This window comes from Mesorhizobium argentiipisi (SeqCode) (assembly GCF_037179585.1).
Classification (GTDB): Bacteria; Pseudomonadota; Alphaproteobacteria; order Rhizobiales; family Rhizobiaceae; genus Mesorhizobium; species Mesorhizobium argentiipisi.
This window is the reverse complement of record NZ_JAPYKO010000002.1, coordinates 253,924-266,385: the sequence shown is the minus strand read 5'-3', so window position 1 is coordinate 266,385 and position 12,462 is coordinate 253,924. Positions and strand designations below refer to the sequence as shown.

14 protein-coding genes are annotated in these 12,462 nt (G+C 64.0%); 8 read left to right on the top strand and 6 right to left on the bottom strand.

Going from position 1 to position 12,462, the window contains the following annotated elements; translation table 11 throughout:
* The first annotated feature begins 342 nt into the window (after positions 1-342).
* Positions 343-1,761, top strand: coding sequence for a magnesium transporter (gene mgtE, locus O7A05_RS04190; protein ID WP_337091693.1), 1,419 nt, complete (start codon positions 343-345; stop codon positions 1,759-1,761).
* Between the two features lie 139 nt (positions 1,762-1,900).
* Positions 1,901-2,287 carry a MerR family transcriptional regulator gene (locus O7A05_RS04185; RefSeq protein ID WP_337091691.1) on the top strand — a complete coding sequence of 129 codons (387 nt, stop codon included), beginning with the start codon at positions 1,901-1,903 and terminating at the stop codon, positions 2,285-2,287.
* Between the two features lie 177 nt (positions 2,288-2,464).
* Here O7A05_RS04185 and O7A05_RS04180 read toward each other — a convergent pair whose 3' ends face one another.
* On the bottom strand, positions 2,465-2,944 hold the full coding sequence (locus O7A05_RS04180; protein ID WP_337091690.1) for a methyltransferase family protein: 480 nt from the start codon (positions 2,942-2,944) through the stop codon (positions 2,465-2,467).
* On the bottom strand, positions 2,941-3,942 hold the full coding sequence (locus O7A05_RS04175) for a heparan-alpha-glucosaminide N-acetyltransferase (RefSeq protein WP_337091689.1): 1,002 nt from the start codon (positions 3,940-3,942) through the stop codon (positions 2,941-2,943). The genes O7A05_RS04180 and O7A05_RS04175 overlap by 4 nt, the downstream gene beginning before the upstream one ends.
* Before the next feature lie 227 nt (positions 3,943-4,169).
* On the opposite strand from O7A05_RS04175, the gene O7A05_RS04170 reads away from it, so the two are divergent.
* Positions 4,170-5,369: an MFS transporter gene (locus tag O7A05_RS04170; protein ID WP_337091688.1), complete on the top strand. Its 1,200-nt coding sequence runs from the start codon at positions 4,170-4,172 to the stop codon at positions 5,367-5,369.
* Here O7A05_RS04170 and O7A05_RS04165 read toward each other — a convergent pair.
* A complete protein-coding gene (locus O7A05_RS04165; protein ID WP_337091687.1) occupies positions 5,348-6,235 on the bottom strand; it encodes an aromatic ring-hydroxylating oxygenase subunit alpha in 888 nt (295 codons plus the stop codon). The two genes, O7A05_RS04170 and O7A05_RS04165, sit on opposite strands and share 22 nt — an antisense overlap.
* Positions 6,236-6,462: 227 nt before the next feature.
* Between O7A05_RS04165 and O7A05_RS04160 the strand changes: the two genes are divergently transcribed.
* The 3 genes from O7A05_RS04160 to cobO all read left to right on the top strand — a co-directional run bounded on the left by O7A05_RS04160 (position 6,463) and on the right by cobO (position 8,441).
* Positions 6,463-7,158, top strand: a complete 696-nt coding sequence (locus tag O7A05_RS04160; protein WP_337091686.1) for a gamma-glutamylcyclotransferase — start codon at positions 6,463-6,465, stop codon at positions 7,156-7,158.
* A gap of 121 nt (positions 7,159-7,279) precedes the next feature.
* A complete protein-coding gene (gene cobU / locus O7A05_RS04155; RefSeq protein ID WP_337091685.1) occupies positions 7,280-7,825 on the top strand; it encodes a bifunctional adenosylcobinamide kinase/adenosylcobinamide-phosphate guanylyltransferase in 546 nt (181 codons plus the stop codon).
* A gap of 1 nt (position 7,826) precedes the next feature.
* Positions 7,827-8,441, top strand: a complete 615-nt coding sequence (gene cobO / locus O7A05_RS04150; protein WP_027168966.1) for a cob(I)yrinic acid a,c-diamide adenosyltransferase — start codon at positions 7,827-7,829, stop codon at positions 8,439-8,441.
* Positions 8,442-8,447: 6 nt separating this feature from the next.
* On the opposite strand, the gene cbiB is transcribed toward cobO, so the two are convergent.
* A complete protein-coding gene (gene cbiB / locus O7A05_RS04145) occupies positions 8,448-9,437 on the bottom strand; it encodes an adenosylcobinamide-phosphate synthase CbiB (protein WP_337091684.1) in 990 nt (329 codons plus the stop codon).
* Here cbiB and cobD point away from each other — a divergent pair.
* Positions 9,436-10,491, top strand: coding sequence for a threonine-phosphate decarboxylase CobD (gene cobD / locus O7A05_RS04140; RefSeq protein ID WP_337091682.1), 1,056 nt, complete (start codon positions 9,436-9,438; stop codon positions 10,489-10,491). The two genes, cbiB and cobD, sit on opposite strands and share 2 nt — an antisense overlap.
* Entirely contained in the window at positions 10,488-10,997 is a 510-nt protein-coding gene (locus O7A05_RS04135) for a tyrosine phosphatase family protein (RefSeq protein ID WP_337091681.1), read from the top strand. Before cobD ends, O7A05_RS04135 begins: the two co-directional genes overlap by 4 nt.
* An 18-nt stretch (positions 10,998-11,015) precedes the next feature.
* Here the strand turns inward: O7A05_RS04135 and O7A05_RS04130 are convergent, their stop codons facing one another.
* Together O7A05_RS04130 and O7A05_RS04125 are read right to left on the bottom strand one after the other, a co-directional pair.
* Positions 11,016-11,813 carry a creatininase family protein gene (locus tag O7A05_RS04130; RefSeq protein WP_337091680.1) on the bottom strand — a complete coding sequence of 266 codons (798 nt, stop codon included), beginning with the start codon at positions 11,811-11,813 and terminating at the stop codon, positions 11,016-11,018.
* 61 nt (positions 11,814-11,874) lie between these two features.
* Positions 11,875-12,258: a RidA family protein gene (locus tag O7A05_RS04125; RefSeq protein ID WP_337091679.1), complete on the bottom strand. Its 384-nt coding sequence runs from the start codon at positions 12,256-12,258 to the stop codon at positions 11,875-11,877.
* Positions 12,259-12,462 lie beyond the last annotated feature (204 nt).

The window sequence follows — 12,462 nt, the reverse complement described above, 5'->3', positions numbered from 1 at the left end:
GGAGCATTTGGCGATGCGCTGATCAGCTGGATCATGCATCATGACAATTCTGCCTCAATAGGGAAGGGGTGCTCTTTCCCCAGCGACATGCGCTGTCGCGCCGGCTGAAGCGATTGTCGCACCCGCGACGCGGGCGCCGCGCGCTGTTTCCAAGAAGTTGCGGGGCGAAGGCGACCGTCACATTTCCTTGGCTATTCCGCGCGCTAGCGCGACGTCTTTCCAAGACGAATCCTACTGCCGCGCTATCTCCCGCACAGGTTTGGATATCCCGAAAAGCGGTTTCCACTTTCCGGGATCATGCACTAGACCTCATTTCGGGATTCCTCGTTGCGGGAGGCGCTGGTGGAAAGCCAGGACAGACAGACGACCGGCGCCGCGCCCGCCGAGGAGCGCCACGCCGACATTTATGGCGAGGACGGCGCCGTGCGCGCCTCCTTCCTCGCCCGGATCGGCGCGGCGATCGCCGACCGCGACACGATCACCCTCAAGCGCGAAGTCGACGACCTGCACCAGTCGGAACTGGGCGACGTGCTGGAGGCGCTTCACCCCGAACAGCGCCGCGCGCTCGTGGAGTTGCTCGGCTCCGATTTCGACTTCTCCGCGCTGACCGAAGTCGACGAGGCGATCCGCCTCGACATCGTCGACAACCTGCCCAATGCGCAGATCGCGCAGGCGGTGCAGGAGCTCGATTCGGACGACGCGGTCTACATTCTCGAGGATCTCGAGAAGGAAGACCAGGACGAGATCCTGTCGCAGCTGCCTTTCACCGAGCGCATCAGGCTCAGGCGCGCACTCGACTATCCGGAAGAGACCGCCGGCCGGCGCATGCAGACCGAGTTTGTTGCCGTGCCGCCCTTCTGGACGATCGGCCAGACCATCGACTACATGCGCGAGGACAAGAACCTGCCCGAGCGCTTCAGCCAGATCTTCGTCATCGATCCGAGTTTCAAGCTGCTCGGCGCCATCGATCTCGACCAGATCCTGCGCAGCAAGCGCGCGGTCAAGGTCGAGCAGGTCATGCATGAGACCCTGCATGCGATCCCGGCCACGATGGACCAGGAAGAGGCGGCACGCGAGTTCGAGCAGTACAACCTGCTCTCCGCAGCCGTGGTCGACGAGAACGGGCGGCTGGTCGGCGTGCTGACCATCGACGACGTGGTTGACGTCATCCAGGAAGAGGCGGAAGAGGACCTTCTGCGCATGGGCGGCGTCGGCGATGAAGAACTGTCGGACACGGTGCTCGCCACTTCGCGCTCGCGCGTGCCCTGGCTGCTGGTCAATCTTGTGACCGCCTTCCTCGCCGCTTCGGTTATCGGCCTGTTCGACCGCACGATCGAGCATATCGTGGCGCTGGCGGTGCTGATGCCGATCGTCGCCGGAATGGGCGGCAATGCCGGCTCGCAGACCATGACCGTCACCGTGCGCGCGCTCGCGACCAGGGACCTCGATATCTACAACGCCGCCCGCATCATCCGCCGCGAGCTCGGTGTCGGTTTCGTCAACGGCGTGGTGTTTGCCGTGCTCATCGGCATGGTGGCCGGTTTCTGGTTCCGCGATCCCAATCTGGGCGGCATCATCGCGGCGGCTATGATCATCAACATGTTTGCGGCTGCGCTTGCCGGGATACTCATCCCGCTGGTCCTCGATCGCCTCAAGATTGATCCGGCGGTGGCTTCCGCCGTCTTCGTCACCACGGTCACCGACTGCGTCGGTTTCTTTGCCTTCTTGGGGCTGGCGACGTGGTGGTTTAGAGTGCCCTAAATCCATGCCGGCGTTAATTGACTTTTACGTAAATGCCGTGCGAGGTTGCCGTGGGGTTACGTGCCGATTCCGGCGCGGATGGTGCCATCGGAGGGAAGGGCGAAGCTTCAGGCGGCGATGCCCGGGCTTGGGAGCGGGAATGCGGGAATATTATACGATCACCGAGCTGACGCGTGAGTTCGAGGTGTCGACGCGGACATTGCGTTTTTACGAGGACGAAGGGCTGGTGCAGCCTGTAAGGCGCGGCCGCACGCGGCTGTTTCGGCCGTCCGACCGGCATCTCATCCGTCAGATCATGCGCGGAAAAAGGCTCGGCTTCTCGATCAACGAGATCCGCGAGATCATCCAGATGTACAAGGAGCCGCCCGGCGAGGTCGGCCAGCTCAAGCTGATGATCAAGCGCATCGAAGAAAAGCGCGAGGACCTGCGCCAGAAAAGGCGCGACCTGGAAGAGACGCTGGCCGAGTTGGACCAGGCGGAAGAGTCCTGCGTGGAGCGGCTGGCCGAGCTGGGTGTGAATACGTGAAGTGCGGTGAGCAGGAGATTTGCAGGGCAACTATCGCAAACGTTCGAGATTAGCCGGAGCCTCTCAGCTTCGCCATAGAATGACGACGGGAGAGGCGCTGCGGCTAGCTAAAGGCGAAGCACGCTAGCCCACCCGCTAACGACGCCTGACCCCGCGACCGATCCAAGCGAGGCAGCCTCAAATCCAGCGCCGCACCCTTTTTGCGTAGTCGCGGTATTTCTTGCCGAATTTCGCCGCCAGGATCTTTTCTTCCTTCTCGATCGCCAGCTTCTGCGTCGCGAAGGCGGCGAGGAAGGCAAAGAGCAGGAACCATGCGATGCCGGTGATGAAGGCGACGCCGATCAGCAGCAGCGTGTTGGCGAGATACATCGGGTTGCGGGTGATGCCGAAGGGGCCCGACGTCACCAGGTGATCGGGCTCGGCATTGGGGTCGAATGTCGTCTTGGCCCGCATCATGACACGGATGGCCGTGATCCAGAGCATGGCGACGCCGAACAGCGCGACCCAGCCGACGCCGAACATGAGATCGCCGAAGATGTCGCCGATCCAGGGCAGCGGGTAGAGCATGCCGAGGACGACGCTTAGCGCAATCGCCGCGACATAGATCACCGGCGGCCAGGGAATGATCCCGTGTCTGGGCTTTGCAATGCCCGTCATTGCTGTCCTCCCTCCATCTTGTCCTCGGTCGCGGCAGTACAGGTTTCCGCGAGGTCGGCCAGATGCGATTTCCAGACGCTGGACTGATCGTTGGCGTAGAGCTTGTCGAGAGACCCTTCGCCCTTCAGCGTGTCCAGCATACAGCCACAATAGCTCGTACAGAACTTGCTGTCCCGCTGCTGTTCGCACTGCGCTTGGCAGGCCGGCAGGAAGCCGGCTTCCCTGTCCTGAGGGGCGGCGGGCATAACCTGCGAGAACAGCCACACCGAGCCGAACAGAAGCGGTTGATGGATGAGGTAGAAGGCGAGGCTGTGCCGGCCAATGAAGGTCAGCGGCTTCGACCAGCGGCCGGGCAGCCATGTTCCCAGACGGGCGAGCAGGCCAGTGGCGGAAGCGAGCTTCAACGTGGCGATGCCGGCAAGCACGGGGCCAAACCACGGGAAAAGCGGCACATAGTCGTTGGAACGCGGGTTGGTGGCGGAAAGGCCCACCCACCACAGCGCCGGATGGTCGAAGAACTCCGACCGCAGATAATAGGGGGCTGCAATCACCGCCGCGGCAATGATCGCCGTCAGCAGCCAGGGCAGCCTGAGAAAGGCGAGGCCCAGCAGGCTCGCCAGCGCGATCTCATGCAGGATGCCGAAGAAGATGAATCCGTCCGGCGTGACGATGTAGGTGACGACCGAGATGGCGGCCGCGGCGACGGCCACCATGGCGAAGCGCTTCCAGAAGCCTGGCCAGCGGATCTGACGGCCGTGGGCGAGGAAGAGGCTGACGCCGACCAGGAACAGGAAGGTCGAGGCAATGCAGCGTGCGTAAAGCTTCCACCAGCCGAAAGCGGTGAGGCCGGGCGCGGTGTAGCCGAAATTTTCGAGATCCCAGGTGAAGTGGTAGCTCGCCATCGCGATCAGCGCGATGCCGCGCAGGATGTCGATGGCCTGGATGCGGCCGTGCTTTGGCGCGTCCTGAACAGGGGCGCTCGTCGTTTGAAGGCTCATCATTTCGATCCGATTCAGTCCTGCCAAACGACTATCACGGTTCAAGTGGACGACAGAAGCAGGCGGCCATCAATGCATTTCATGGCAGGCATGAAATTCAGCCTTAGGCCAGAGGCGGAAAGCCTTTGGCAGGCTTCGCTTTTCGGCCTGCCGGGGTCGGTTTCCTGCTACTGGCCGGCAGCTGGTCCGGCCAGATTCGGGCGCGTGATTCACGTCTCGGAGGGCCGATGTCCACCCATGTGCGCCATCCGATCTGGCTTCCGGTCCTGCGGCCGGCGGATGCGCGCACCTTCGCCTCGCTCTATGCGGTGGAATCCTTCGCCCGCGCCACTATCTCCAGCGTGATCCCGATCCAGGCCTACGAGATCCTGCACAATGAGCGGATCGTGTCGATCCTCTACACCATCGTGTCGCTGATGGGCCTTTCGGTCACGCTGTTCATGCCGATGCTGATCCGCCGCTTCGCGCGGCGCTGGGTCTACACGGCCGGCTGCGTGCTGCTGGCGATCGGCTCGGCCTTCTTCGTCACCCACACGCTGCCCGGACAGATTGCCGGCATGCTCTGCCGTGTGATGGGGGCGAGCGCGCTGTCGATCACGCTCAACCTCTACATTATGGACCACATCCGCAAGACCGACTTCATGCAGGCGGAATCGCTGCGCATGGCCTGGTCGATGTTCGCCTGGACCGGTGGGCCGACGCTCGGCATCTTCCTCTACACGCATTTTGGCATCTATGCCGCGCATGGTGCGGTCGTCGTGTTTGCGTTGGCGCTGCTCTGCCTGTTCTGGTTCTACCGGCTGAGCGACAACCAGTCGATCCGGCCCGGCAAGTCGCGTCCCGCCAATCCGCTCGCCAATATCGGCCGCTTCGTGAAGCAGCCAAGGCTCAGGCTTGCCTGGCTGATCGCCTTCGGCCGCTCCTGCTTCTGGACGACGTTCTTCGTCTATGGCCCGCTGTTCATGGTGATCACCGGCCAGGGCGAGCTCGCCGGCGGCTTGCTGGTTTCGGCCGGCAATGCGCTTCTGTTCGTGGCGATCTTCTGGGGCAGGGCCGGCAAGCGCTTCGGTGGGCGCAAGGTCATGACTTTCGCCTATTTCGCCATGTCGGCGGTGTTGTTTGCCGCGGGCGGCGTCGGCGAGGCCGCGCCGCTCTTCACCGGCGCGCTGCTGCTCTGCGGCGCGCTCTTCACCATCGCCCTCGACGCGCTCGGCTCGACCGCCTTCATGCGCTCGGTGCGCGCTTACGAGAAGGCGCAGATAGCGGCGGTCTATCGCACCTATCTCGATTTCTCTGAGCTGACGCCGCCATTGGTCTATTCGGTGGTGCTCACCTTCTTCGGCCTCGGCTCGGTGTTCGTCACGCTCGGCATCCTGGCCGCCTTCTGCGGCTTCGTCACCTGGCGCTATCTGCCGAAGGCGTTTTGAACGCTGCCTGACGGCCGCGCACGGCCGGCGGCGCGTTCGGCCGGGGTCAGGCCGGAAAAGACCGGGCCATGGGCGTGGCCGTCCCTGGACCAGGTTTCGGCGCCGGCGCGCAGCCGGCCGGAGAATTCCGGCGCGTCATTGTCGGCGTGACGCGCCCATTCGGGATCATCATGCCTGGCCATCAGGCCGCGGCCGTAGATCGGCACCAGCCGAGACAGATCCTTGTGCACGCCCGGGCAGTGCAGGCATTCGTTGAAGTTTTCCCAGAAAATCTTCCAGTTGCAGTTCATCACCTTGGTGAGCCGGTGGCCGGTGACGAGGCTTTCCAACGGCCAGTTGGAGAGATCGCCGGAGGCCCGATCGAACGAGCTTTCCGCCGAGCCGTCGGGATGCTCGGCTAGGTTGACGAAGACGAAGCCGCGCCAGACCGAGAGCGCCAAGCGGTAGAGCGTATAATCGGCCTTGTCGAAGCCCTCGGGCAGCGATTTCGACGCCACGCGCACGAGATCGCCGCGCAGCGAATAGGACCATGCATGGTAGGGGCAGGTCAGCAGCCTGGCCTTCAGCCGCTCGGCGCTCTCCTGGGAAAGCTGCGAGCCGCGATGCCGGCAGGTATTGTGGAAGGCGCGCAAGGCGCCGGTCTCGTCGCGCAGCATGACGATCTCCTGGCTGCCGATGCGCACCGTGCGGAAGGCGAGGGGCTCGGCGATATCGGCCTCGCGGCAGACCATCAGCCAGCTTCGGTACCAGATGGCGTCCAGATCGCGCCGGTAGGCGTCAGCGTGCCAATAGTCCGCGGACGGCAAGGTCGGCTGGAGGCTGGTCAGGCCGTTGCAAGGGGCGCGTTCGCTCGGATCGGGCTGCATCGGCTACTCCCTGATCGAGCCGTTCAGCGCCCGATGGGATCGCTGACCTGCTGTAATTCTTTGTTTTTACGCAATTCCGGACGGAAGGCTACGGCGAAGGCGCCGAGCCTAACCGCCGCGCACTTTTCCTGGAATTGCTTTAGCGACAGCCGACACCCGGGCCTAGGAGTTGTCATCGCGAGGCGGCCGCATTGTTTCGGTCGCACAGGAACCTTAAGGTCGCGCGCATGCTGCCAAGAACCATGTCGCTTACCGAGGAACTAGTCGCCCGCTGCTTCCGCAGGGTCGAGGATGCGGGACCGGATCCCGATGCGGCGCATCTGGATGACGGCGACTATGTGGCGATGCTCGATGCGTTCGAGGCCGAGCTTCCGGCGACGGAGCCGCTCTGGCTGTTCGGCTATGGATCGCTCATCTGGAAGCCTGAGATCGAGCACACCGAGGAACGCGTGGCGCTTGCGCGCGGCTGGCACCGCTCATTCTGCATGAAGATGACGCGCTGGCGCGGAACCAAGGAGCAACCCGGCCTCATGATGGCGCTTGATCGCGGAGGCCAGTGCAAAGGGGTTGCTTTCCGGCTGGTCGAGAACAACCGCAGGCAGGGGCTGGACAAGCTTTTCCGGCGCGAGATGACATTGAAGCCGACAAGCTACTGGCCGCGCCTTCTGCAGCTCTCAACCGACAAGGGACCGTTGCGTGCGCTAGCTTTCGTCATCAATCGCAGCGGTACGACTTATGCGGGCCCGCTCAGTGAGGACGAGGTGGTGGAGAGGCTTGCGACATCCTGCGGCCATTGGGGCTCGGGCGCCGACTATCTCTACAATACGGTAAAGAATCTAGAGCAGCGCGGCATCCATGATGGGCATCTGTGGCGGTTGCAGCAGCTGGTCGCCGCCCGGATTGCCGGCCCGCAGCAGCCATGAGCCGTGCCGCAATCGCGCCGCGCGGTGGCGGAATTTGGTTTGCCGGCCGCAGGGCTTCTGCCTAAAGTCGCGCCGTCGGCCTGATGGCCACGACAATTTTCATCCAAAGGTGAAGGCAGGAATGACCGGCGCGACAGCCGCGAGCGGCAATAGAGCTTCCGATCGGAAGCTGACCTTCATCCTGGGCGGTGCCCGTTCGGGCAAGAGCTCGCATGCCGAGAGCCTGACGACCGCTAACCCGTCGCCTTGGACCTACATAGCCACAGCACAGGCTTATGACGACGAGATGCGCGAGCGCATTGCGCTGCATCGGTCGCGGCGCGGCGAAGGTTGGGTCACCGTCGATGCGCCGCTCGACCTGGTCGGCGCAATCGAGGCCTTGCCGGCCCACCAACCTGTGCTGATCGATTGCCTGACGCTGTGGCTCACCAACCACATGCTGGCCGAACATGATGTCGAGGCCGAATGCCGGCGGCTCAAGGAGGTGCTGGCGCGGCCGCGCGGGCCGTGGTTCGTGGTATCCAACGAAGTCGGGCTCGGCATCGTGCCCGATAACGCGCTGGCGCGCCGGTTCCGCGACGCCGCGGGCCGGCTCAACCAGCAGGTCGCGGCGACAGCCGACAGCGTTCTCATGATGGTGGCGGGGCTGCCGCTCAAGGTGAAATGACATGGCTGAAATCGAGGAAAAGGACGCCGAGCGCCACCGCGCCAAGATGGCCAAGCGCAAGGCGGTGCAGGATGCCGAGGTGGCCGGCAAGACGATCGAGAAAGGTCTCCTGATCGTCAACACCGGGCCGGGCAAGGGCAAGACCACCGCGGCCTTCGGCCTTGCGCTGAGAATGCTGGGCTATGGCAAGCGTGTCGGCGTCGTCCAATTCATCAAGGGCAAATGGCACACCGGCGAAAAGGACGCTTTCGCCGCTTTCGGCGACCGTGTCGTCTGGCATGCGATGGGCGAGGGCTTCACCTGGGAAACGCAGGATCTGAAGCGCGACATCGCCGCCGCCGAAGCCGCCTGGGCCAAGGCGCTCGAGCTGATGGCCGATCCCTCGATCAGCCTCGTGGTGCTCGACGAGCTCAACATCGCGCTGCGCTACGATTATCTCGATCTGGAAAAGGTTGTCGCGGCGCTGAAGGCGCGCCGGGACGATCTGCATGTGATCGTCACCGGCCGCAACGCCAAGCCGCTGCTTGTCGAGGCAGCCGACCTCGTCACCGAAATGGGGCTGACCAAGCACCATTTCTCCGCCGGCGTGAAGGCGCAGCAGGGAATTGAATTTTGAGGCGCCTCAGCCGCTGATCAAGATGGTCAGATAGATCACGATCGCCGAGACGACCGCGAACAGGCCAAGCAGCAGCCAGTCCGCGATGCGGTAGAGTTTCAGCGCTTGTCGGACGTCGGTGCTTTCGGCCTCGCGGCGGCCGCCTTCGCCCATGAAGGCGTCCTCGACGACTTCGCCGCCATAGCTGCGCGGTCCGGCTAGCGAAAGCCCCAGCGCGCCGGCCATCGCCGCCTCCGGCCAGCCAGCATTGGGCGAACGATGTTTCCTGGCGTCGCGTCGCATCACCTGCCAGGCGCTACGCGGATCGGCGCCCGGGACAAGAAAGGCCGCCAGCACGATGAGCAGGCCGGTGAGCCGCGATGCGGGCAGGTTGATGAGATCGTCGAAACGGGCGGCCGCACGGCCGAAGGCTTCGTATTTCGGCGTATGGTGGCCGATCATCGAATCGGCGGTGTTGGCGGCCTTGTAGGCAGCACCTCCGCCAAGGCCGCCGATGCCGGTCCAGAAGGCGGGCGCGACGATGCCGTCCGAAAAATTTTCGGCCAGGCTTTCGATCGCCGCTCGGGCGACACCTGCTTTGTCCAATTTTTCCGGATCGCGGCCGACAATGCGCGACACCGCGATGCGGCCGAGCGTCAGGCCGCCGGTCTCCAGCGCGTCGGCGACGTCCTCGACATGCTCGGCGAGGCTCTTCTGCGACAGCAGCGTGGAGCCGAGGACGGCGGCGATGACGAGACCCGTCGGGAACATCATCCACAGCAGAACATGCAGCGCAAGGCCGATGAGCCCAGGCACCAGCAGAATGACGAGCAAGGCCTGGACGCCGCGTCGGCGACGCAATTCGTCGGAATCGGTGGCGCGGTTGAGCCGGCGATCGAGAAAGGATATCAGCCTGCCGATCCAGGTTACCGGATGGCCGATGGCGCTGAACAGCCAGTCGGGATAACCGAGGGCTCGTTCGACGGCGAGTGACAGGAAAGCGATCAGGACAGACATGAAGCTTCTAAGCGGCGCGATCGCAGCGGTTGATCATGGCGGCAGCCTTGGCCGGGCAAGCGCGCTTTTTCCTCATGCGCCACAACCTTTCGTGGACCTCTCGACAGGTATCAATCCGCACTCCTACCCGCTTTTCGACCTGCCCGCCACCGCCCTGTCCCGATTGCCGGAGGCAGGACAACTGCGGGAATTGGCCGAAATTGCGGCTTCGGCCTATGGCGCGCCTTCGGCGATGCATGTGGCGGCGGCGCCCGGCACACAGATTCTCCTGCCTCGCGTCGCCTCGCTGGTGCGGCCAGGCAAGGCCCTGGTGCTCGGCCCGACCTATGCCGAACACGCCCGGGCGGCGGCTATCGCCGGCCATGCGATCGCTGAAGTCAGCGATTTCGACGCGCTGGCCGAGGCGGACCTTGCGGTGCTGGTCAACCCCAACAATCCGGACGGGCGGGTGATCGAAAAGGCGCGGCTGCTCGACCTCGCGGCGCGGCTTCGCGCCAAAGGCGGGCTGCTCGTCGTCGACGAAGCCTTCATGGATGTCGGCCCGATCGAGCAAAGCCTTGCCGGCGACCTGGCGGCGGGCGGCATCGTCGTGCTGCGATCGTTCGGCAAGTTCTTCGGCCTTGCGGGCGTGAGACTCGGCTTTGCATTGGCGGATCCGCTGACGGCCGAGCGGCTGGATGCACAGCTCGGGCCCTGGGCGGTGGCCGGCCCGGCGCTCGAATATGGCATCCGCGCCTTGTCGGATGCAAAGTGGCAGGCCGATATGCGGCAACGCTTGGCGGGGGATGCCGTGCGGCTCGACGCGCTGCTTGGCCGATTCGATGTTCCGGCCGCCGGCGGCACCAGCCTGTTCCGCTATTTGTCGTTTGCCGAGGCCTCAACACTGTTTTCGGCACTTGGTGAGCGCGGTGTGCTGGTCCGTCATTTTGCCGAGCGGCCTCAAGTGCTGCGTGTCGGTTTGCCGGGCAACGAAGCGGAATGGCAGCGACTTGAAGGCGCTCTTGCCGGCTGGGCAGCTCAGCGCGAAGATGCGCCGAGGGAGTCCGGACGATGATCCATGTCTGTTCGCTGTCGAAGGTCGACGAAACCGTGGCAAGAACCGGTGCGCAGCGGTTGCTGTCGTTGCTTGCCGCCGGCACGGAGGTGACCCGCCCGGCCTCGATCCTGGCGGAAAACCACCTGCATCTCGTCATGCATGATATCGCCGTGGCGCAGGAGGGCATGACCATGCCGGGCGAGGAGCATGTGCGGGCCTTGCTCGATTTCGCCTATCGCTGGGACCGCGTGAAGCCGCTGGTGGTGCATTGCTATGCCGGCGTCAGCCGCTCGACGGCCTCGGCCTACATCATCGCCGCGGCGCTGGCCCCGAAGCGTGACGAGATGGAACTCGCAAGGACACTGCGCTTTCTCTCGCCAACGGCTACGCCCAATCCGCGCCTGATCGCCGTCGCCGACACGCTGCTTCAGCGCGACGGCCGCATGATCGCGGCGATCGAGGCGATCGGGCGCGGCGCCGATGCATTCGAGGGGATACCCTTCGAACTGGGGATCGAAGCCTAAGTCAAAGCGGACCGGCCGCTACGACAGCCACTCGGCAAGCTTTGCCTTGCGCACATCCCTGACCAGGTTGATAAAACCGTCGGCCTGCATTTCCGCCGTCAGCCGGCCTTTCTCGGCCGTGGCGATCGAGGCGTCGCCCACAACGCCGTTCGGATTGAGATCGCTGGCGATCCAGGCGAAGGCGTGCGTGCCGGTGTGGCGCAGCAGGGCGAATTCCTTTTCGGCGCGGCCGACATTGGAGACGAATTTCTCCGCCTTGCTGATGTCGACGAGGTCGGGCCGGAAGTGCAGCATCAGCGATGTCTCGACGTCGCCGCCATGGATGCCGTGACGGTCCTCCAGCTCGGTGTACATGCCCGCCGGGCGGCCGAATCGCTGCCAGCTCGTCTTCACCGACAGCATTTTGGCGCGCACGCGCAATTCGCGCGAAATGATGCCCATGATCTCTTCATTGCCGCCATGCGAATTGACGACGATCAGCTTTCTCACCCCGGCGCGGGCGACCGACAGGCCAAGTTCCGTCCAGGCGTCGACCAAGGTGGTGGCGGGCAAAGTGAGTGTTCCCGGCGCATGCAGGTGCTCGTTCGACTTGCCGATCGCCTGCACCGGCAGGATGCGGATGTCGAGATCGTCGGGCAGGCGCGCGATCACCGTCTCCAGCATGCCGATCATGATCGAGGTGTCGGTCGAGACCGGAAGGTGAGGGCCATGCTGCTCGATCGCCGCCACCGGCAGCACGGCGATGGTCGCTTCGGCGTCGATCGAGGCGTATTCGGTCGTCCGGTAGTCGCCCCACCACACACGTCTTGTCGTCACTTTTCGTCTCCTGATTGGTCTGCTGTCCGGCCCGAGGTCTAGAGGCTATCCCCGGCAACAGCTAGCCGGCTGCCAGAACTTCGACCTCGACCTTGAATTCCGGGCGGGCGAAGCCGGCGACGATGATCAATGTGGAGGCCGGCGCCGGTTCTGAAAAGAGCCGGTTGCGGACATCCATATAGGCCTGCAGATGTGCACGATCGGTGACGAAGGCGTTGATGCGCACGGTGTCGTTCAAGGTCAGCCCGGCTTCGCTGAGGATCGCGGCGATGTTCTTGAAGCAAAGCTCCGTCTGCGCCCCGGCATCCTCCGGCACCGCATCGTCGGGGCCGATACCCAGCTGTCCCGAGCACAGCACCAGGCGCTTTCCGGCGGGTATTTCGACGCCGTGGCTGTAGCGGGCGAAAGGCGGCTTGATCGATTTGGGAGCGAGATATTTGAGCATGGCATTCTCCTGTCCGCCGACAGCCTAGAGACGGATTCATGAAACATTCAAGATGCAGTGGACGCCGCTAGGAGCGATTATGGACAGGCGTCCAAAAAATAGGCACGATGCCTCGCGTACGGCATGACCCGTCCGGTCTCGGCAATGACTGCCGCACAAGCAGGCGGCCCAGGCGGTGGCATGTGTCTTGCTTCTTGAATCGAT

Excerpts from the sequence above, each read along its gene's own strand:
- O7A05_RS04185 (WP_337091691.1), top strand. The coding sequence starts at position 1,901 with ATGCGGGAATATTATACGATCACCGAGCTGACGCGTGAGTTCGAGGTG.
- O7A05_RS04180 (WP_337091690.1), bottom strand. The coding sequence starts at position 2,944 with ATGACGGGCATTGCAAAGCCCAGACACGGGATCATTCCCTGGCCGCCG.
- O7A05_RS04175 (WP_337091689.1), bottom strand. The coding sequence starts at position 3,942 with ATGAGCCTTCAAACGACGAGCGCCCCTGTTCAGGACGCGCCAAAGCAC.
- O7A05_RS04170 (WP_337091688.1), top strand. The coding sequence starts at position 4,170 with ATGTCCACCCATGTGCGCCATCCGATCTGGCTTCCGGTCCTGCGGCCG.
- O7A05_RS04165 (WP_337091687.1), bottom strand. The coding sequence starts at position 6,235 with ATGCAGCCCGATCCGAGCGAACGCGCCCCTTGCAACGGCCTGACCAGC.
- O7A05_RS04160 (WP_337091686.1), top strand. The coding sequence starts at position 6,463 with ATGCTGCCAAGAACCATGTCGCTTACCGAGGAACTAGTCGCCCGCTGC.
- cobU (WP_337091685.1), top strand. The coding sequence starts at position 7,280 with ATGACCGGCGCGACAGCCGCGAGCGGCAATAGAGCTTCCGATCGGAAG.
- cobO (WP_027168966.1), top strand. The coding sequence starts at position 7,827 with ATGGCTGAAATCGAGGAAAAGGACGCCGAGCGCCACCGCGCCAAGATG.
- cobD (WP_337091682.1), top strand. The coding sequence starts at position 9,436 with ATGAAGCTTCTAAGCGGCGCGATCGCAGCGGTTGATCATGGCGGCAGC.
- cbiB (WP_337091684.1), bottom strand. The coding sequence starts at position 9,437 with ATGTCTGTCCTGATCGCTTTCCTGTCACTCGCCGTCGAACGAGCCCTC.
- O7A05_RS04135 (WP_337091681.1), top strand. The coding sequence starts at position 10,488 with ATGATCCATGTCTGTTCGCTGTCGAAGGTCGACGAAACCGTGGCAAGA.
- O7A05_RS04125 (WP_337091679.1), bottom strand. The coding sequence starts at position 12,258 with ATGCTCAAATATCTCGCTCCCAAATCGATCAAGCCGCCTTTCGCCCGC.